The organism is Candidatus Njordibacter sp. Uisw_056 (genome assembly GCF_047730085.1).
GTDB lineage: Bacteria > Pseudomonadota > Gammaproteobacteria > Pseudomonadales > Balneatricaceae > Njordibacter.
This window is the reverse complement of sequence record NZ_CP159830.1, coordinates 47,501-66,846: the sequence shown is the minus strand read 5'-3', so window position 1 is coordinate 66,846 and position 19,346 is coordinate 47,501. Positions and strand designations below refer to the sequence as shown.

Below are 19,346 nucleotides of genomic sequence, written 5' to 3'. Positions count from 1 at the left end.
AGAGTCCGATGTGGGCCATATGTCTAGACCGTGGTATAATCACTAGGAAATAATAAAATCAATTCCTAATGCGAATTTGCAGGCTCTAATATAAGCTTATTTGCGAGTGACCCAACAATACCCATGCGTGTTATTACTTTAAATGTTCAAGGTTTACGTCAGGCAGCCGAACGCGGCCTGTTTGATTGGATGATAACCCAAGATGCCGATGTGGTGTGCTTGCAAGATATTCGTGAAAAAGACTATCAGCTCGACGAGCCGCTATTTCATCCAGAGGGCTGGCATGTCTACTTTTTTGATGCGTTTGAGGATGGTTATGGTGGTACCGCCATTTATAGCCGCCACCAGCCAAAGGCAGTTATGACGGGGCTTGGTTTTTCTGGGTGTGATTTTGAGGGTCGTTTTATCCAAGCTGACTTCGAAAAAATTAGCATTGCGTCTATTTCTGTGCCTTCAGGCCTGGGTGATGACGATAAACAAGACGCTAAAAACGAGTTTATGGACCAGTTTAGTAACCACCTACGCAAAACCCTGCGCAAGCGTCGTGAGTTTATTTTCTGTGGCACCATAAATACAGCGCATAAGCCCGAAGACCTTTCTGGGTGGTATGTAAATCAAAAGAATTCTGGCTTTTTACCGGAAGAGCGCGACGTCTTAGATGAGATTTTTTTCCAACTAGAATTTTGTGATGCCTTTCGTCAGGTCAACCAAAATGAGCGCCAGTTTACCTGGTGGCCAGACTACAACAGAGCATTTAAGCTTAACGAAGGTGCGCGGCTAGATTATCAAATTACTACCCCTAATTTACGCCGCAACGTCCGTAATGCTGGTATTTACCGTGAACAGCGTTTCTCTAATCATTCGCCATTGATTATCGACTATACCTGCGACTTATGATGACACTGCACGAGAGCTGCTGCTGAAAGTGACAAATAAGAACAGCAGCCCACAACAAGCCTAGTCTGCTAAAGCAGCTGTTTGGAGTGCTGCAATCTCAGTAATACCCTTGCGGGCTAAAGCCAACATTGCCATCATTTGGTCTTGGGTGTAGGGCGAGCCCTCAGCAGTGCCCTGAACTTCGATAAACCCACCGTCTGCAGTCATTACTACATTCATATCCGTTTCGGCCTTCGAATCTTCGTCATAATCCAAATCAAGCACCGGCTCATCTTTATATATGCCCACAGAGATTGCTGCAATCTGACGCCTAAGAGGATCTCCTCTCATAGCGCCATTTTTATCTTTCTTTAGCACATTAATGGCATCTACCATAGCAATGTAAGCCCCAGTAATAGAGGCTGTGCGCGTACCACCATCGGCTTGCAGAACGTCACAATCTAAGGTAATGGTATTTTCACCCAGTTTTTCTAAATTTAGCGATGCGCGTAAAGAGCGACCAATCAAACGTTGGATTTCTAAAGTACGCCCACCCTGCTTGCCGCGAGCCGCTTCACGACCGTTACGAGAATGGGTAGCGCGGGGCAACATGCCATATTCAGCCGTTACCCAACCACTGCCAGAGCCACGTAAAAATCGGGGCACACCGCGCTCTACTGTCGCTGTGCACAGCACACGGGTATCACCAAATTCGATCAGTACCGAGCCTTCTGCATGCTTGGTAAAGCCGCGGGTAATTTTGATGTCACGTAGTTGATCAGTTGCTCGGCCACTAGGGCGTGTGAAATTGAGCTTGATACCTTTAAGCTGATCGGTAATGGAGGATGTCATGGGTAACCTTGGTTCATTAATGATGAGCTTCTATTTTAATCCAGTTAAGCACAGATGACACCTAGCATTTAAAATTTACTGCATGCAAAAAGTAATAACTGTCAAACAATGGCTTGTTGTTAGGCTGACATTCCCGCCAAGCTTGCATATAATCGGGTTCTGTTTATTTTTTCAATACAGCGGCCCTATCATGTCCAACACTTCTGGCGCACTATATATCCTTTCGGCTCCCTCTGGTGCAGGCAAAACAAGCCTGGTAAAAGCCCTTTTGGCACAAGATAGCCAAATCTGTGTATCGGTGTCTCACACAACACGAACTATAAGGGATGGCGAGCAGGATGGTGTGGACTATAACTTCGTAGCTCAGAAAGACTTTGCCCTTTTAGTGGGTCAGCAACAAATGCTTGAGTACGCAACTGTGTTTGAGAACAGCTACGGCACCTCTAGGCAATGGGTTGAGTCAAGCCTTGCTCAAGGCAAAGATGTAATCCTAGAAATTGATTGGCAGGGTCGTGATCAAGTCTTGGACATTTTCCCACAGGCCATTGCTATCACTATATTGCCACCATCCCAACAAGCCTTACAACATCGCTTGCAAGGCAGAGGTACAGATAGTAATGCCGTTATTGCCAAGCGAATGGCTGAGGCACATAGCGAAATTAGCCATTATTCTGGTAGCCACTTTTTAGTCATCAATGACGACTTTCAACATGCTTTAGCTGATTTGCAGTGTATTTTTACCAGCAGGCGCTTAAAAACCCCTCAACAAACACATAATCACGACCAATTATTACAAGAACTCTTGTCAACAGGTGGCTAAATTTTGTACACTAGCGCGTCTAATTTTGGCCGTTAGTAAACGCCGAACGGCATCGATCATAAATAACAGGTAACACACATGGCTCGCGTAACCGTAGAAGATTGTTTGGAAAACGTTGATAACCGCTTTGAGCTCATCATGGTGTCCACCAAACGTGCTCGCCAACTTGCAACTGGTGGCAAAGAAGCCCACATCGAGTGGGAAAATGACAAGTGCACTGTGGTTGCTTTGCGCGAAATAGCTGAGGGATTCATTAATGCTAGCATTTTGGATGATCATGATGAGATCAATCAACAGTTTACTGAAGTTCCGGCAGATCAAGATGTACTCGATGAAGTGACGCAAACTGTTGCTGAAGCAAGTGAAGAAGTTGTTCAGGGCAGCCCTGATATTGACGAGTAATTTCGTCGCTACTCTTAGGCTATAATTACCCCATCTAAAGGAGCCCTAGGCTCCTTTTTTGTGGGTTTTATTAACCAATTCAACAAAGTTTCAACAAAACTGCCAAGTTTGGATAGTTTTCCGTTAACATGGGTCTATTACCCTGAACGGATGCCGAACTATGCCTACCATTGACGCCCTCGCAACGCGTCTTGACGACTACCTTGAACCTGCTCAGGTGAATGCAGTTCGGCGGGCATATTACTATGCCGAACAGGCCCATGATGGCCAAATGCGCAAGAGCGGTGAAGCCTATGTCACTCACCCCCTCGCAGTAGCAAGCATCCTGGGCGACATGCACATGGACCATGAAAGCCTGATGGCCGCCATGCTGCATGATGTTATTGAAGATACACAAGTAGACAAACAAGGCCTTGAAACTCAATTTGGAGAGACTGTGGCTAGCTTAGTTGATGGGGTTAGCAAGCTCACCCACCTAGAATTTAAAACTCGCGCAGAAAGCCAAGCTCACAACTTCCAAAAAATGGCTATTGCCATGGCTAAGGACATTCGTGTTATCTTGGTGAAACTCGCAGACCGCTTGCACAACATGCGCACTATTGGTGCTATGCGGCCAGATAGCCGCCGCCGCATTGCCAAAGAAACGACTGATATTTACGCCCCTATTGCTGGCCGCTTGGGCATGCATGATTTAAAAATAGAATTAGAAGACTTAGCCTTTGCCGCCTACCACCCAATGCGCCACCGGTACATTCAGCGAGCAGTCGCTGCAGCGCGGGGTGAGCGCAAAGCACTGTTGGAACAAGTGCAGATTGCTCTAGTTGATTGCTTGGAGCACGAAGAACTGCCAGGCGTTATTAGCGGGCGTCAAAAACACCTGGCGGGCATCTACAATAAAATGCGCGAGCAGAGCAAATCCTTTAGGGAAATTATGGATGTATTTGCCTTTCGTATTGTAACGGACAAGGTAGACACCTGTTACCGTATCTTAGGAGCAGTGCATCACCTCAATTTATATCGCCCAGTACCCGGACGTTTTAAAGACTATATTGCAATCCCTAAGTCAAACGGCTACCAATCTATTCACACCACGCTCTATCGCGCAGGTTCTGGGGTACATACCCCTATCGAAATACAAATACGCACCAAAGAGATGGACGATATTGCCAACCATGGTGTAGCAGAGCACTGGCTGTACAAAAACACTAATAGCCGTGCTCAGCGCGCCCATAACCACGCCCAAAAATGGATTCAAGAACTGGTAGAGATGCAAAAACGCTCTGGCAATGCCATGGAGTTCATTAACCATGTTAAGCATGATCTATTCCCAGATGAGGTGTATGTTTTCTCTCCTAAAGGTGGAGTGTTTTCATTGCCTGCTGGAGCAACGCCTGTTGATTTCGCCTACGCTGTGCATACGGACATTGGCAATACTTGTATTGCTTGTCGTATCAATCGCCGTCTTGCGCCGCTTAGCCAAAAGCTGGACAGCGGAGACACAATAGAGATTGTCACTACTGCAAGTGCGAAGCCCAACATGAGCTGGCTTAACTTTGTGGCTACAGCGAAAGCTAACAGTAATATTCGTCACGCCCTAAAGCACCAAGCGACTGATGACGCTGTGAATTTGGGACGTCGCCTGCTAAACCAAGAGTTAGGCAGCAATGCGTTAAGCTTAGAGACGGTAGATGCCAATCAGTTAAAAAGCTATGTTGCTGAACAAAAACTAGTGGATGTAGATGCGTTACTAGCCGAAATTGGTGCCGGAAAACGTTTAGCCTATATTGTCGCCTCTGCTCTAACCCGGGACGCCTCCGATACCGAAGGGCACACTAGTGGTATTGGGCCTATGGAAATTCATGGCACCGAAGGCATTATGATTCGTTATTCACGATGTTGTCGCCCTATTCCAGGCGATACCATTGTTGGCCATCTCAATGCTGGCTATGGCATTGCAGTTCATCGAAGTTTCTGCAACAACATTCAAGACATCGGTCGAGACAAAGATAAAACCTTGGCGTTAGTCTGGGCAGAAACTGGAGACCGAGACTTTGACGTGTGCTTAGAGATTGAAGTGTCAGCCAGTCGCGGCATCATTGCCAGCCTGGCCACCAGCGCCGCACAAGACAATGCCAATGTTGAGAAAATTGATGTGAATGAAAAAGATGCTCGCCTTTCTGTTGTTAACTTAGAAATTTCCGTGCTCAATCGTGTTCACCTTGCACAGGTCATTAAATCTATGCGCAAAATCCCAGGCGTCATTCGTCTTAACCGCACCTAAGGCCCTTATTTCATGGAAGTGACCCAACTCAGTGGTGTTGGCCCTGCACTCGCTGCTAAATTAGGGAAATTGGGCTTACATACAGTTGAAGACCTCCTGTTTCACTTGCCAAACCGCTACCAAGACCGCACCCGACTGGTGCCCTTGTCAGCCCTCAAGCCAAAAACAGCTTGTTTAGTAGAGGGGCAAATCACTAGCACGTCTGTTCAACGAGGACGCCGGGTAAGTTTGCGCGTTAGCATTAGCCACAATAATGCAACTCTTGGTCTGCGTTTTATGCATTTTCATGCCAACCAAGCCAAAAGCTTCACTGCAGGCCGCAATATTCGCTGCTTTGGTGACATTAGGCCCGGGCCACAGGGTTTGGAGATGGTGCACCCCGAATATGTACTGTTTGATGATGTGCCGCCAGCTTTGGCAGATCAATTAACCCCTATCTACCCCACAACTGACGGCCTAAGCTTAACCCGCATGGGCCAGCTAATTAGCTTAGCATGGCTCCAACTAGAGCAAGGCACACTGGCACTCGATGAACTGCTGCCACAGCAGCTGATTAGTCGCTATCAATTACCCAGCTTAAAGGAAAGCTTAAAGCAGCTGCACTATCCAACTTTACATCAGGATCTAAATCAGCTGCAAAATGAAGTGACCCCAGCAAAGTTGAGGCTAGTGCTTGAGGAGTTGATTGCTCAGCAGCTCACCCTAAGCCAAGCCAAGAAGCAGAGCCAACAGTTGCCTGCCCCTGTAATGATGGTAAAGGAGGGCTTAGAACACGGGCTGATCAAAAACCTTCCATTTCAGCTTACCAAAGCACAACAGAGGGTTTGGCAGGAGGTGGCGAGTGACCTTATCACTCCGGCACCAATGGTGAGAATGGTGCAAGGGGATGTTGGCTCAGGTAAAACTGTATTAGCAGCTTTAGCCGCTTGTCGTGCGATTGATAACGGCTGCCAAGTGGCCGTATTAGCGCCTACTGAAATTTTAGCAGAGCAACACCTACATAGCTTCAGCCACTGGTTAAATCCGCTAGGGGTCAACGTAGTCTGGCTTACTGGCAAACAAAAAGCCCAAACAAAACGCCAATCTCTTGCTGCAATTACTAGCGGTGACGGGCAGGTAATCATAGGCACGCATGCACTCTTTCAAGACGCCGTGCACTACCAACATTTAGGTTTAGTCATTATTGATGAGCAACATCGGTTCGGCGTAGCCCAGCGCCACAGCTTAGTGAAAAAAGCACCCCAAGGTTGCGGCCTTCACCAGCTGGTAATGACCGCCACACCTATTCCTCGTACGCTAGCTATGAGCGCCTACGGCGACCTTGATCACTCTGTAATCGATGAGTTGCCTCCAGGGCGAAAGCCTATTAATAGTGTGCTCCTTAACAACAATAAACGTGCAGATGTGATAGAGCGCATCCACTTGGCCTGCAGCAGCGGCCAGCAGGTATACTGGATCTGCCCTCTTATAGAAACCTCAGACGTGTTGCAATGTGAAGCAGCTCAGGATACTGCAGCACTTTTAACCCAACAACTTGATAATATAAAAGTTGGCTTGGTTCATGGCCGCCTTAACGGGGCTGAAAAAGCCGATGCAATGGCGCGCTTTAAGTCTGGTGACATTCAGTTGCTCGTGGCCACTACAGTGGTAGAAGTGGGTGTTGACGTGCCCAACGCAAACCTTATGGTGATTGATAATGCTGAACGTTTGGGGTTGGCCCAGTTACACCAATTACGCGGCCGTGTTGGCCGTGGGCAAGCACAGAGTCATTGTTTGTTTATGTACCAAGCACCACTATCTAAAATGGGGCGAGAACGATTAGATATTTTACGCCAATCTAACGACGGTTTCGTGATTGCAGAAAAAGATCTTCAACTACGAGGGCCAGGAGAGGTGCTTGGTACTCGCCAAGCCGGTGCGATTGGTTTGAGAATTGCTGATTTAATGCGTGACGCCTACTTATTACCTGAAGTGAAGCGCATCGCTGCAGGCTATGCATCCCACCCGAAAAAAACCCGCCAAATTATTTTAAGGTGGGTAGGAGACAAGCAAGCATTTGCTAAGGTGTGAATTAGCATATAGTGGAAATAGTTCACTATAGGAAATATAATCCAGTAATTATTTGCGCTTTATATCAATATAAGGTCGTTTTATGCATAAGAGATGATTTTATTGGTTTACAATTCGTCAAATTCGTCTATCATCATCAACCTGAACTGTGAATTATAACTCCGATGAATAATCGAGATTCGGTAACCACTGGTTTCAGTAACAACAATAAAAAAATAATCTAATTTTTACCGCACTAAAAACGACAAAGCCCTTAGGAGGCTCCTTACTATGAAACTAATCAATAAAGTCTTAACTGGCATGGCTCTAACTGCTATGACTGCTACCGCTGCCCAAGCTTCTACTCTAGAAGACGTGCGTGCTGCTGGCGAACTCAAATGTGTTGTAACAACTGGCTTGGCCGGTTTTGCTGCACCTAATGCTGACGGCCGCTGGGAAGGCTTTGACGCCGACTTCTGTCGTGCTGTAGCTGCTGCCGTACTAGGCGATGGCGACAAAGTTCAGTTTGTACCTTCAACAGGTAAGACTCGCTTTACTATGTTGAGCTCTGGTGAAGGCGATATCTTGTTCCGTAACACTACTGAAACTCTTAGCCGTGACGTTGACTTGAAGCTAAGCTTCTTGCCAGTTAACTTCTATGATGGTCAGGGCTTCATGGTTCCTGCAGCACTAGGTGTAACTTCCGCAACGGAGCTTGACGGCGCTTCTGTATGTATCCAAACAGGTACTACTACAGAGTTGAACTTGGCTGACTACTTCCGTGCTAATGGCATGTCATACGAGCCAGTGCCAATCGAAACTAATGAAGAAGCTTTTACTAACTACGTAGCGGGTCGTTGTGACGTTTACACTACTGATGCTTCAGGTTTAGCGTCTACTCGTGCCAAGTTTGATGATCCTACTCAGCACGTTGTGTTGCCAGAAATCATCTCTAAAGAGCCATTAGGTGGTGCTGTACGTCACGGCGACGACCAGTGGCATGATATTGGCAAGTGGGTTGTTAACGCTTTAATCAATGCTGAAGAAATGGGTGTTACCCAAGCTAACGCAATGAACCTTGCTGCCAACGTTGGCAAGAACCCTGGCATCAACCGTTTGGTTGGTTCTTCAGGTTCTATGGGCGCAATGCTAGGCCTAGATGCTAAGTGGGCTGCACGTGCTGTTGCACAGGGTGGTAACTACGGCGAAATCTACGAGCGTAACGTTGGCCCAAATACTCCGCTAGAAATTGCACGTGGTCTAAACAACTTGTGGAATAACGGTGGTGTACTTTACGCTGCTCCAATTCGTTAATTGATACGAATTTGCAGTGCAAAACTGGGGTGCTACGGCACCCCAGTTCATATCTGGAACTTAATAGTCTTTGGTTGCTACACCTCTGATTACTAGTCAAATGTTAAGTTGGTAAACTACCCTTAACGGCTGATATCTACGTAGCACGGTTCACTCTATGAGCATTCCTACATCCAATACCAATCCTTTATTACGCGCTTGGTATGACAAAGAAACCCGTTCAATCATTGTGCAGATTATCGCTGCCGCACTGATTCTTGCATTTTTTTCCTTCATCATTAATAACGCTGTAGTCAACTTATCCAACATTGGCAAAGACATCAATTTTAGCTTCCTCTGGGATGATGCCAGCTATGACATCAACCAACACTTAATTGAATATAGCTCCACGTCTAGCCATTTTAGGGCGATGATTGTGGGCCTTATCAATACCTTACTAGTTGCCGTTGCCGGTATTGTGCTGGCCACCATTCTTGGCTTTCTGCTAGGTGTGATGCGTTTATCAAGCAACTGGTTAACACAAAAAATCGCTTATGTTTATATTGAATATATGCGTAACGTTCCAGTTTTATTGCATATTTTGCTACTACATGGCTTGATTGTAAGCTCGTTACCACGGCCAAAAGGTTCTTACAATTTTGGCGATACCTTTTTCTTAAATAATCGTGGCTTTCAAATGCCCAGCCCAGAATTTCAATCTTTATTTTGGGTAGTGAGTGGCTTTGTGGTTGGCGGCCTAGCGTTTGCTTGGTGGTTTAGCCGACATGCGCAAAAGGTTCAAGACACAACGGGTAAAGCATACCCGGTAGCCCTCATTAATATAGCGGCGATCGTATTGCTGCCCCTAGCTGTTTACTTTATTTTAGGCAGCCCCATTGAGTGGGATGTACCTGCCCTGAAGGGTTTTAACTTTAAGGGCGGCATGGTGATTCGCCCTGAATTTATCGCCCTATGGTTAGCTTTGTCCCTATATACAGCAGCCTTTATTGGTGAAATAGTCCGTGCCGGCATCGTGGCTATCGATCATGGTCAAACTGAGGCAGCCCAAGCTTTGGGTATATCTAACAGCCGCGTACTTAAACTGGTGGTTATTCCCCAAGCACTTAGGGTAATTATTCCACCCTTAACGAGCCAGTATTTGAACCTAGCTAAGAACTCATCTTTGGCTCTAGCGATTGGCTACATGGACATTGTGGCTACCATCGGTGGTATTTCTCTTAACCAGACAGGCCGAGAAATGGAATGTATGTTAATTGTAATGGGTATTTACCTAGCCATTTCTTTGATCATTTCCTCAGGAATGAACTGGTACAATAATCGTATGCAGCTAGTGGAACGTTAAGGTAGAGATGACAATGACTAAAGAAACATATGCCCCGGGCACGCATCCTAGCCTGCCACCACCAAAAAACACTGTGGGTGTTATTTATTGGTTAAAAGAAAATTTATTTTCTTCAGCCACTAACTCCATCGTCACTTTGGTGTCTATTTACCTCTTATACTTAGCCCTACCCTCAGCCATTAACTGGCTGTTTATTGACGCGACCTATGTGGGAACAACCCGCAAAGACTGTGCTCCAGATGGGGCCTGCCTTGCTTTTATTGTTGAACGTTTTAACCTATTTGTATATGGCTTTTATCCAGCTGAACTACGCTGGCGTGTTAACCTTGCAACCCTTCTTCTTGTGGTTGCAGGTGCAGCAGTATTGTGGGATAAAATCCCAGCTCGCAAGCAAATGCTAAAATTCGCTATGGTTTATCCTTTTATTGGCGCTTGGCTGTTAAGTGGTGGGTTCGGGTTAGAACCTGTTGGCACCCACCTATTTGGTGGCCTAATGTTAACCTTGACAATCGGCGTGACTGGTATCGTTTTCTCTTTACCTTTGGGTATCCTACTGGCTCTGGGTCGCCAGTCTGACCTACCTATTATTAAATACTTTTGCATTGGTTTTATTGAGTTTATTCGTGGTGTGCCTTTAATCACTCTGCTGTTTGTAGCGTCTACTATGCTCAGTTATTTTCTGCCTCCAGGCACTACGTTTGATTTGTTGGTGAGAGTTCTCATCATGGTGACTTTGTTTGCATCCGCTTATATGGCCGAAGTTATTCGGGGTGGCTTACAAGCATTACCTAAAGGCCAGTTAGAAGCTGCAGAGTCATTGGGTTTAAACTACGGCCAGGCCATGCGTTTCATCATTCTGCCACAGGCATTAAAGATCTCGATTCCTGGTATTGTTAACACCTTTATTGGTCTATACAAAGACAGTACCTTGGTTATCGTTATCGGCTTGTTAGACCCCTTAGGCATTGGCCGAGCTTCTGTTGCCGATTCGGCCTGGTTAGGCTTGTCGACTGAAGTTTATCTCTTCGTCGCTGTTTTCTTCTTTATTTCGTGTTTTGGTATGGCTCGGTACTCTCTTTATCTTGAGAACAAGCTCAACACCGGCCACAAGCGATAGCAACTAATTTTAAAGGTTTATCAAGATGTCAGAAACACAAAGTAATGCCACCAACGATCTCTGTATTGAAATTCGTAACATGAATAAATGGTATGGAGACTTCCACGTTCTAAAGAATATTAACCTTGCCGTCACTCGGGGTGAGAAAATTGTCATTTGTGGGCCTTCTGGATCAGGCAAATCAACTATGATTCGCTGTATTAACCGTCTAGAAGAGCACCAAGAAGGTGACATTATTGTGGATGGCACTGAGTTGACCAACGACCTTAAAAACATTGATGCTGTGCGCCGAGAAGTAGGTATGGTATTCCAGCACTTTAACTTGTTCCCGCACCTCACGGTATTGGAGAACTGCACTTTGGCTCCAATCTGGGTGCGTAAAGTTCCTAAGGCTGAAGCAGAAGCTACGGCGATGGAGTTTCTTGAGCGGGTTAAGATCCCTGAGCAAGCTAACAAGTATCCTGGCCAACTGTCTGGTGGCCAGCAGCAGCGTGTGGCGATTGCCCGGTCTTTATGCATGCGTCCTAACATTATGTTATTTGACGAACCCACATCTGCACTTGACCCTGAAATGATCAAAGAAGTCCTTGATACCATGGTGTCTTTGGCTGAAGAAGGCATTACCATGTTATGTGTAACCCACGAGATGGGCTTTGCCAAAAAGGTAGCAGATCGGGTGATCTTTATGGATGAGGGTGAAATCATTGAGTCAAATACACCTCATGAATTCTTTGATAACCCACAGCATGATCGTACTAAGTTATTTTTAAGCCAGATCTTAGGTCACTAAGATAACGTGCTGATGGCATTCACCTAACGCGTGAGTGCCATAATTAACCCTTACTCATTTTTCTAGCCCCCAAACAATCATGCTCTTGCCCCAACAACTTGCGACTATTGAACAACAGCTAGGCCGCCGCCCCAGAGGTTTGAAAGCCATTGCTTCCAGCTCTGCTAATGGTGTCCCTTTAGTACTTAAGATGCGTCCTTTAGTTGATAACAAGCCATTCCCTACCGTGTACTGGCTATCATCTAGGGACCTTCATAAGGCCATTAGCCAGATAGAAATGGTGGGCACCGTAAAAAGACTAGAAAAGCGCTTGCAAGATGAGCCAGATTTGATGGCCGCTTATCAAGCAAATCAGCGAGAGTATGTAGCCGAGCGCTGGGCAAGTTGCTCATCAGAGGACTTGGCTGAGCTTACTCGTTTGGGTTATGTTGATCTACTAGACACTTATGGCATCGGTGGGTTGCGCGATTGGGAGCAAATCCGCTGCTTACACATGCACTATGCCCACCACCTTTGTGGTAATAATGTGATTGGTCAGTGGCTAGATGAGCATTATGGACTCAATGAGTTATTGATCACTAACTAAAGCTCTGTCAGAGGTCTTGAAATTGCGACTCAGAGCGATTCTTCGCTACCCTGTCAACATCATAGATTCTTCCACTCATGCACAGGTACACCCCTTCTGGGAGCGCCTGCACCGCAGCTACAGCCACACCTAGATTAAAATCTGCATCTGATAGCTTCATTAGTGCTGGTTGCATCGCGCCCATAATCACCACAGTTTTCCCCAGGGCCTGCTTTAGCACCTGCCCGGTATCCACCATAGTGTCCGTTCCATGAGTGATAATCACATGTTTTGCGGGATGAGCTTGAACTGCCGCTAGAATTTCTTCACGATCAGCATCAGTCATGTCCAAACTATCTTTAGAGATCACTTGGCTGACGTCGTAATCAAAATTTACGTTAACCCGTTGTAGGATTTCAGCAGCGGCAGGTGGTCCAATCTTATAGTCACTTAGGGCGTCGAAGTAGACCTTGTCGATAGTGCCACCAACGGCAAGAATATGGAGTTTCATAAAATCATTCCTATTTGCCCCAGGGGCACAGTAACTCAACCTTTTGGCGGCCAAGTTTATTAAGTGTTTCAATGTTGTCTGCGAATATCTGCTCAGGGTCTGCGACGTGAGCAAGGGCTTTGGTAATTTGTGCTTGACGCAGAAGATGTATGGTTGGATAAGGTGAGCGATTTGTAAAGTGACTAAGGTCCTCAAAAGCCACACCCTCAAACTGATATTTTGGGTGGAATGATGCTAATTGTACATGCTCTGTTAGTTCTGCCTGCTCCAATAGCTGCTGAAACCAATCTAACAGGTCTAGGTAATCATCGAAGGCCTCTAGGCCCTGAGGAAACATCAACAAGCTAGTGGCAATAGTCTGTTCATCAGCATCAAGCAAACGCTGCAGTTCGGTAACATAAAATTGCTTGAGCTGGGCGTCTTTGGTGCCACTGCAAACGCCATAGTGCACTTGGTCTTGAGCCACCACACTGTGTGAAAATGGACACAGATTTAAACCTAGCACCATTTGGTTAAGCCAAAGGCGGGTGGTTTTAATCACCTCGTGATCAGCTTGGGAGAGTTTCTTAGGGCTAAACTTATTGATACAATGGTTCCTTTATTTTTCGCATAATTGATGAGCTTACTGTGCCTATTTCTCTGGTTCATTCACAAAAACCTTACCCCTCCACGTGGCGCAGTTACAGGCGGCCAATGTGCCATAATATTCCTCGGCACTGGCAAGCTTGGCTGCAGGATAAAGGGTCATTAACACAACGCCTTATCCATGCAAGTCATGGCCAGTTTTCAGTGCGTGTGGTTAGTAATGAGTGGGGTGTCCCAAGCCAGTCTGAAGCTCAAGCACTGGCCCTAAAACCACGCCAAAAAGCTATTATCCGCGAAGTTGAGCTGCTTTGTCACGGCCAAGTTTGGGTGTGCGCCCGAAGTATTATACCCCACAGCACACTTAGTGGTGGTTTACGGAAATTTAAAAATATTGGCAGCAAGCCATTGGGCGCTTTGTTATTTAAGCACCCTAATATGGTGCGCGGCGCATTAGAAGTTACCTGCCTTCAACAAAGGCATAGCCAACAACAGCATTGGGCGCGGCGATCTGTATTTTATTTAGATAGTAAGGGCATTTTGGTAACCGAAGTTTTTATGCCTCCGATGGCGTTTGTATTGCCGCAAGACGTTTAGGCAGTAGTTCTTGTAACCTAAAAAACAGCTGTTCATAGGCGGCAAGCCCGCCGTTTAAAGGATCTACAAGTTCATCAACCCCTGCAAGCAACCGGCAGCAGGGCAAGTTATCTGGGTTTAAGTCAGCGCCAAGTTGAGTAACAAAATCTAAGTGTTCCTGGGTCATTGCCCATAGGTCATCTGCCCACTGCAAGTCTGCAGCCGTGAGCGGCTGACTAGTACCTTGCCAATGAATATTAGCTGCCCCTAGCACTATAATAGCTTCTTCTGTTGTAGCGTCACCTGCCTTTGCTCGAATACCTCGAGACTCAATTTCAAGGTTTAATTCATGTAATAACGCCCATTGGTGAGAGATGGCATGGGCCATTTGTGACCTACAGGTATTTCCTGTGCAGATTAATAGCAGCTTATGGGTTTTTGTTGGCATCATGATCACTTTCAGCAGCGACAGTAAAGACGCATATGGTAGCATGGTGACTTTGCTATAAGTTGAACCATTATTGTGATTTCGATACTGCGCCGCTGGCCCCATTTTAAAAGTCTTATGCGTCTAGACCGTCCAGTGGGTACCTATTTGCTTCTTTGGCCGGCTTTATGGGCGCTTTGGTTAGCTGCTGAAGGTATGCCTAAGCTAGATGTATTGCTGATTTTTGTAGTTGGCGTGTATGTGATGCGTGCTGCAGGGTGTGTGATCAATGATTACGCAGATCGCAAAGTAGACGGATTTGTGCAACGTACTAAACAAAGACCATTAGCAACAGGCACCGTTAGCCCCAAGGAGGCGTTGGTGTTATTTTTTGGCCTATGTTTAGCCGCGTTTCTATTAGTGTTGTTGACTAATGGTTATACCATTGCCTTGTCTTTTGTAGCGGTTATCCTGGCAGCTGCTTACCCGTTTATGAAGCGATATACCCATTGGCCACAGGCGATCCTCGGGGCGGCATTTGCCATGGCTATACCCATGGGGTTTGCTGCACAAACACAAGCCACAGGCCTCACCGCGTGGCTTACCTTCTGCGCAGCGGTTTGTATGACTATCGCTTACGACACCTACTACGCCATGGTAGACCGAGAAGATGACTTGAACATTGGCATAAAGTCTACGGCAGTGCTTTTTGGTCGTTGGGATCTAGCTATAATTGCAGCGTTTCAGCTAGGGTGTGTAGGATTATTGTTTACTGTGGGCCTAATAAATAGCCTTAATAGCCCATTTTACGTGGGCTTAGCCGTTATGGCAGGGTTTTTTATATATCAAAATCACTTAGGCCGAACTAGGCAGAACACAAACTACTTTAAAGCTTTCATTAATAGTCAGTGGGCAGCATTGAGCGTGTGGATTGGTCTTTTAATCAACTATATTTAATGGCTCATGCTCATTGACATAGAGGGCTGTGGCCCCAGCTACGGCGATTGGCATGGCAAAAAAGTTGACCACAGGAAGCATTAACAAAAGTGACACACCACCACCGAACCCCAGATGCAGTAAGCGCTGCTGGCTCAAACTACGCTTCATTTTTCGGAAGCTTATGCCATTGTTATCCATGGGATAATCAACATACTGAATAACCATCATCCAAGCAGTGAGCAAGACCCACAACCACGGGGTTATCACGTTGATTCCTGGAATCAAGGTTAGTATCAGTAGAATAAGAATTCTTGGGAGGTAATAGGTTAATTTACTAATTTCTCGGCCGATAGACCTCGGGATACTTGCCAGAATCGACCCAAGGTTAGTGATACCTAGTTCTTTCCCTGTTAAATGAAGTTGTACTTTTTCAGCTAACAAGCCATTCAGTGGGGCGGCTATGAAATTAGCGAGCAAGTTAAAGCTAAAAAATACGGCCATACCAAATAAAATGACTAGAAGAAACCACAAGAACGAAGTTATTCCACCCATCCACTCTGGTAGCCAGGCCACAATGTCTCCCATCCAACCGCCTACGAAGGAAATGAGCACCAACAGACCCACACCAAACATAATAATGTTTACCAATAGCGGCAGCAACACAAATAATCTTAAGCCAGGGTGGGAAAGTAGTCTTGCCCCTTGGAGCAAGTACCCAAACCCTTTAACTAATGTCATTACTTATATCTCTTTGTAAGCCAATGGCAAACAGCTATGGGCTTGGTCTAGGGTAAGGGGAATTATCACGCGGGCTGGGACGTTACCCATGGCTCATGCTAATACCGATATTGCTTACGCCGTCTGCTATGGCAACTAATTTAAGCTGGTCTATTTGTGAGGCTTTTGCAATCGGTTGAGATAATAACAGCTTAATCACATCAGCGTGAAATGCCAGTTCCTGCACCATAAGTTCATGGGTGGATATATGCCGAATAAGTTGCTCATCACTTAGTTCATCGTCGGCATGGAGTTCAACAAACTTAGCTACGCTCTCTCGTGACAAGTGGGCCACGCTAGCCGCATCTTCAAAGCTTGCGTGATCAACGCAGTGAAGAGTCGCCATTAAGGCCACAAGGGCGTCAAACGCTAGGCCTGCACCAAAGCTTTCATCTTCTTCACTGTGCACGATCGCCTCAATTTTGGTTAGCTGAGTATCTGCGTTCATGTTGCCACGCAGGGATAGCTGCTTCCAAACTTGGTCTAAAGCTGTTCTGGCAATACTAACCTGGTTATTTTCTGAGAGGCTATCGTATAACGCATAGTGAGGGAAGATGCGCTCACATAGAGCAGCCGAGAACGCTATTTGCTGCCAGTCCTGCATGTCTCTAAGTGGTGCATATAATTCGTCAAAGTACATAATGTCTCACCCAAGTAGCCAATATGACCCTATTATAAAGGGTTATTGCCCTAGGGTCATGGGCGATCAACCAAAGTCTGTCAGACTACCACCACATTACCCTCGTGCAATGGCGATTGCAGCAATGATTATGCCGCCACCAAACACTCTTGAAATGGTGTTGGCCCAAGTAGATTCGCCCATATAATTAAACATTCGCCGCCCCATAACGCCATAGCTAATCATAACTATGGCCAAACAAGTCATTTTTAGTAAACCAAAATAAATAATATCCTGGATAAAGTATTCTGGCCGAGTAAACTGAGGAAACAACGCCATAAAAAATAACAGCGCTTTTGGGTTAGATAATGAGGTAAGCATACCCTGGCGATAGCTGGACCAGGTGCTTTTATGTTGCTCAGCATGGGTATTTTCATTAGCCTTGGGCTTACCAATGCCATAACGAATGATTTTGTAACCTAAATAAACCAAATAGACAGCTCCAGCGTACCGCAAGGTATCAAACACACTGGGGTTTTGAGTTAACACTAGAGCTAAGCCTGTGGCCACTAAGCTGATCCAAATAACATTTGACGTTAATAAGCCTAGTGTTCCAGCCACAGCATTACGGAAGCTAAAGGCTGATTGGTAGAGGATAAACATCACTCCTGGCCCTGGGGTAACTTCTAGGAATAAGGTGATTGCTAGGAATTGTAATGTGGACTCTAATGTCATAATTTTTCCAATTTTTAGTTAGGCAGATGCAAGTCGTTACAATAGTCGTCACTTTTCAGCAATGCATAAAAAACCCCTAGTCTGATTAAGGCTAGGGGTTTTTTAGTACTGAATGAGGTGCTTGGCGATGACCTACTCTCACATGGGGAAACCCCACACTACCATCGGCGCTAAAACGTTTCACTTCTGAGTTCGGAATGGGGTCAGGTGGTTCCATCTCGCTATGGTCGCCAAGCAATAAAAAGGTGAATGAAGATCGTTAAATCGCCATCCTTGAATTTGTGATATGTCTTCGTTTAGGTATTACACAACTTGCGCTTACCGAGGGCTTACCCATCGTACTTCTATCGTAAACTTAATTGTTTGTACTTCATAATCACACACTCTCATGCGTTCATATTAGCTTGTACAACGCTTTTGGCGTTATATGGTCAAGCCTCACGAGCAATTAGTATTGGTTAGCTCAACACGTTACCGCGCTTACACACCCAACCTATCAACGTCCTAGTCTTGAACGGCTCTTTAGGGAGTTAAACTCCTGTGAGATCTCATCTTGAAGGGGGCTTCCCGCTTAGATGCTTTCAGCGGTTATCCTGTCCGAACGTAGCTACCCGGCAATGCCACTGGCGTGACAACCGGAACACCAGAGGTTCGTTCACTCCGGTCCTCTCGTACTAGGAGCAACTCTTCTCAAATCTCAAACGTCCACGGCAGATAGGGACCGAACTGTCTCACGACGTTCTAAACCCAGCTCGCGTACCACTTTAAATGGCGAACAGCCATACCCTTGGGACCGGCTTCAGCCCCAGGATGTGATGAGCCGACATCGAGGTGCCAAACACCGCCGTCGATGTGAACTCTTGGGCGGTATCAGCCTGTTATCCCCGGAGTACCTTTTATCCGTTGAGCGATGGCCCTTCCATTCAGAACCACCGGATCACTATGACCTACTTTCGTATCTGCTCGACGTGTCTGTCTCGCAGTTAAGCATGCTTATGCCATTGCACTAACCTCATGATTTCCGACCATGATTAGCATACCTTCGTGCTCCTCCGTTACTCTTTGGGAGGAGACCGCCCCAGTCAAACTACCCACCACACAGTGTCCTCGATCCGGATTACGGACCTGAGTTAGAACCTCAAACATACCAGGGTGGTATTTCAAGTTTGGCTCCACGATGACTAGCGTCACCGCTTCAAAGCCTCCCACCTATCCTACACAAATAGGTTCAAAGTTCACTGTGAAGCTATAGTAAAGGTTCACGGGGTCTTTCCGTCTAGCCGCGGATACACTGCATCTTAACAGCGATTTCAATTTCACTGAGTCTCGGGTGGAGACAGTGTGGCCGTCGTTACGCCATTCGTGCAGGTCGGAACTTACCCGACAAGGAATTTCGCTACCTTAGGACCGTTATAGTTACGGCCGCCGTTTACCGGGGCTTCGATCAAAAGCTTCGCTTGCGCTAACCTCATCAATTAACCTTCCGGCACCGGGCAGGCGTCACACCGTATACGTCCACTTTCGTGTTTGCACAGTGCTGTGTTTTTAATAAACAGTCGCAGCCACCTGGTATCTTCGGCCGCCATCAGCTTAAGGAGCAAGTCCCATCACCAACAGCGGCGTACCTTCTCCCGAAGTTACGGTACCATTTTGCCTAGTTCCTTCACCCGAGTTCTCTCAAGCGCCTTGGTATTCTCTACCTGACCACCTGTGTCGGTTTGGGGTACGGTCACTCAATATCTGATGCTTAGAAGCTTTTCCTGGAAGCATGG

19 protein-coding genes and 2 rRNA genes (1 of these 21 cut by a window edge) are annotated in these 19,346 nt (G+C 46.3%); 12 read left to right on the top strand and 9 right to left on the bottom strand.

Annotation, left to right across the window (positions count from 1 at the left end):
* The first annotated feature begins 123 nt into the window (after positions 1-123).
* Entirely contained in the window at positions 124-897 is a 774-nt protein-coding gene (locus tag ABXT60_RS00325) for an exodeoxyribonuclease III (RefSeq protein WP_443630796.1), read from the top strand.
* Positions 898-957: 60 nt separating this feature from the next.
* Here ABXT60_RS00325 and rph read toward each other — a convergent pair whose 3' ends face one another.
* Positions 958-1,728, bottom strand: a complete 771-nt coding sequence (rph, locus tag ABXT60_RS00320; RefSeq protein WP_046484873.1) for a ribonuclease PH — start codon at positions 1,726-1,728, stop codon at positions 958-960.
* Between the two features lie 190 nt (positions 1,729-1,918).
* On the opposite strand from rph, the gene gmk reads away from it, so the two are divergent.
* The 9 genes from gmk (at position 1,919) to ABXT60_RS00275 (ending at position 12,429) form a co-directional block, all read left to right on the top strand.
* Positions 1,919-2,548 (top strand): guanylate kinase, encoded by a 630-nt coding sequence (gene gmk, locus ABXT60_RS00315; RefSeq protein ID WP_443630795.1) that lies wholly within the window; start codon positions 1,919-1,921, stop codon positions 2,546-2,548.
* A 78-nt stretch (positions 2,549-2,626) separates the two neighbouring features.
* On the top strand, positions 2,627-2,950 hold the full coding sequence (rpoZ, locus tag ABXT60_RS00310) for a DNA-directed RNA polymerase subunit omega (RefSeq protein WP_443630794.1): 324 nt from the start codon (positions 2,627-2,629) through the stop codon (positions 2,948-2,950).
* A gap of 160 nt (positions 2,951-3,110) precedes the next feature.
* On the top strand, positions 3,111-5,231 hold the full coding sequence (locus ABXT60_RS00305) for a RelA/SpoT family protein (RefSeq protein ID WP_443630793.1): 2,121 nt from the start codon (positions 3,111-3,113) through the stop codon (positions 5,229-5,231).
* A 12-nt stretch (positions 5,232-5,243) separates the two neighbouring features.
* The gene (gene recG / locus ABXT60_RS00300) at positions 5,244-7,301 is read left to right on the top strand and encodes an ATP-dependent DNA helicase RecG (protein WP_443630792.1); all 2,058 of its coding nucleotides are present in this window, start codon (positions 5,244-5,246) and stop codon (positions 7,299-7,301) included.
* Positions 7,302-7,571: 270 nt separating this feature from the next.
* Positions 7,572-8,594, top strand: a complete 1,023-nt coding sequence (locus ABXT60_RS00295; RefSeq protein WP_443630791.1) for an amino acid ABC transporter substrate-binding protein — start codon at positions 7,572-7,574, stop codon at positions 8,592-8,594.
* Between the two features lie 157 nt (positions 8,595-8,751).
* Positions 8,752-9,936, top strand: a complete 1,185-nt coding sequence (locus ABXT60_RS00290; RefSeq protein ID WP_443630790.1) for an amino acid ABC transporter permease — start codon at positions 8,752-8,754, stop codon at positions 9,934-9,936.
* A gap of 13 nt (positions 9,937-9,949) precedes the next feature.
* The gene (locus tag ABXT60_RS00285) at positions 9,950-11,053 is read left to right on the top strand and encodes an amino acid ABC transporter permease (RefSeq protein ID WP_443630789.1); all 1,104 of its coding nucleotides are present in this window, start codon (positions 9,950-9,952) and stop codon (positions 11,051-11,053) included.
* Positions 11,054-11,078: 25 nt separating this feature from the next.
* Positions 11,079-11,843 (top strand): amino acid ABC transporter ATP-binding protein, encoded by a 765-nt coding sequence (locus tag ABXT60_RS00280; protein ID WP_443630788.1) that lies wholly within the window; start codon positions 11,079-11,081, stop codon positions 11,841-11,843.
* 79 nt (positions 11,844-11,922) lie between these two features.
* Complete coding sequence (locus ABXT60_RS00275; RefSeq protein ID WP_443630787.1) at positions 11,923-12,429, top strand: DUF501 domain-containing protein; 507 nt, start codon at positions 11,923-11,925, stop codon at positions 12,427-12,429.
* A 7-nt stretch (positions 12,430-12,436) separates the two neighbouring features.
* Here ABXT60_RS00275 and ABXT60_RS00270 read toward each other — a convergent pair whose 3' ends face one another.
* Complete coding sequence (locus ABXT60_RS00270) at positions 12,437-12,919, bottom strand: asparaginase domain-containing protein (RefSeq protein ID WP_443630786.1); 483 nt, start codon at positions 12,917-12,919, stop codon at positions 12,437-12,439.
* Positions 12,920-12,929: 10 nt separating this feature from the next.
* Positions 12,930-13,460: a DUF1415 domain-containing protein gene (locus tag ABXT60_RS00265; protein ID WP_443630785.1), complete on the bottom strand. Its 531-nt coding sequence runs from the start codon at positions 13,458-13,460 to the stop codon at positions 12,930-12,932.
* A gap of 152 nt (positions 13,461-13,612) precedes the next feature.
* Here ABXT60_RS00265 and ABXT60_RS00260 point away from each other — a divergent pair, with 152 nt between their 5' ends.
* Positions 13,613-14,098: a chorismate--pyruvate lyase family protein gene (locus ABXT60_RS00260; protein ID WP_443630784.1), complete on the top strand. Its 486-nt coding sequence runs from the start codon at positions 13,613-13,615 to the stop codon at positions 14,096-14,098.
* On the opposite strand, the gene ABXT60_RS00255 is transcribed toward ABXT60_RS00260, so the two are convergent.
* Positions 14,058-14,528, bottom strand: coding sequence for an arsenate reductase/protein-tyrosine-phosphatase family protein (locus tag ABXT60_RS00255; RefSeq protein ID WP_443630783.1), 471 nt, complete (start codon positions 14,526-14,528; stop codon positions 14,058-14,060). The two genes, ABXT60_RS00260 and ABXT60_RS00255, sit on opposite strands and share 41 nt — an antisense overlap.
* A gap of 114 nt (positions 14,529-14,642) precedes the next feature.
* On the opposite strand from ABXT60_RS00255, the gene ubiA reads away from it, so the two are divergent.
* Positions 14,643-15,461, top strand: coding sequence for a 4-hydroxybenzoate octaprenyltransferase (ubiA, locus tag ABXT60_RS00250; protein ID WP_443630782.1), 819 nt, complete (start codon positions 14,643-14,645; stop codon positions 15,459-15,461).
* Here ubiA and cysZ read toward each other — a convergent pair.
* The 5 genes from cysZ to ABXT60_RS00225 form a co-directional block, all read right to left on the bottom strand.
* Positions 15,444-16,181 (bottom strand): sulfate transporter CysZ, encoded by a 738-nt coding sequence (gene cysZ / locus ABXT60_RS00245; RefSeq protein ID WP_443630781.1) that lies wholly within the window; start codon positions 16,179-16,181, stop codon positions 15,444-15,446. The two genes, ubiA and cysZ, sit on opposite strands and share 18 nt — an antisense overlap.
* Before the next feature lie 82 nt (positions 16,182-16,263).
* Positions 16,264-16,860, bottom strand: coding sequence for a DUF416 family protein (locus ABXT60_RS00240; protein ID WP_443630780.1), 597 nt, complete (start codon positions 16,858-16,860; stop codon positions 16,264-16,266).
* A 96-nt stretch (positions 16,861-16,956) separates the two neighbouring features.
* On the bottom strand, positions 16,957-17,574 hold the full coding sequence (locus ABXT60_RS00235; RefSeq protein WP_443630779.1) for a LysE family translocator: 618 nt from the start codon (positions 17,572-17,574) through the stop codon (positions 16,957-16,959).
* Positions 17,575-17,693: 119 nt separating this feature from the next.
* A 5S ribosomal RNA gene (gene rrf, locus ABXT60_RS00230) occupies positions 17,694-17,809 on the bottom strand.
* A gap of 192 nt (positions 17,810-18,001) precedes the next feature.
* Positions 18,002-19,346 (bottom strand): 23S ribosomal RNA (locus ABXT60_RS00225); it runs 1,544 nt beyond the window's last position.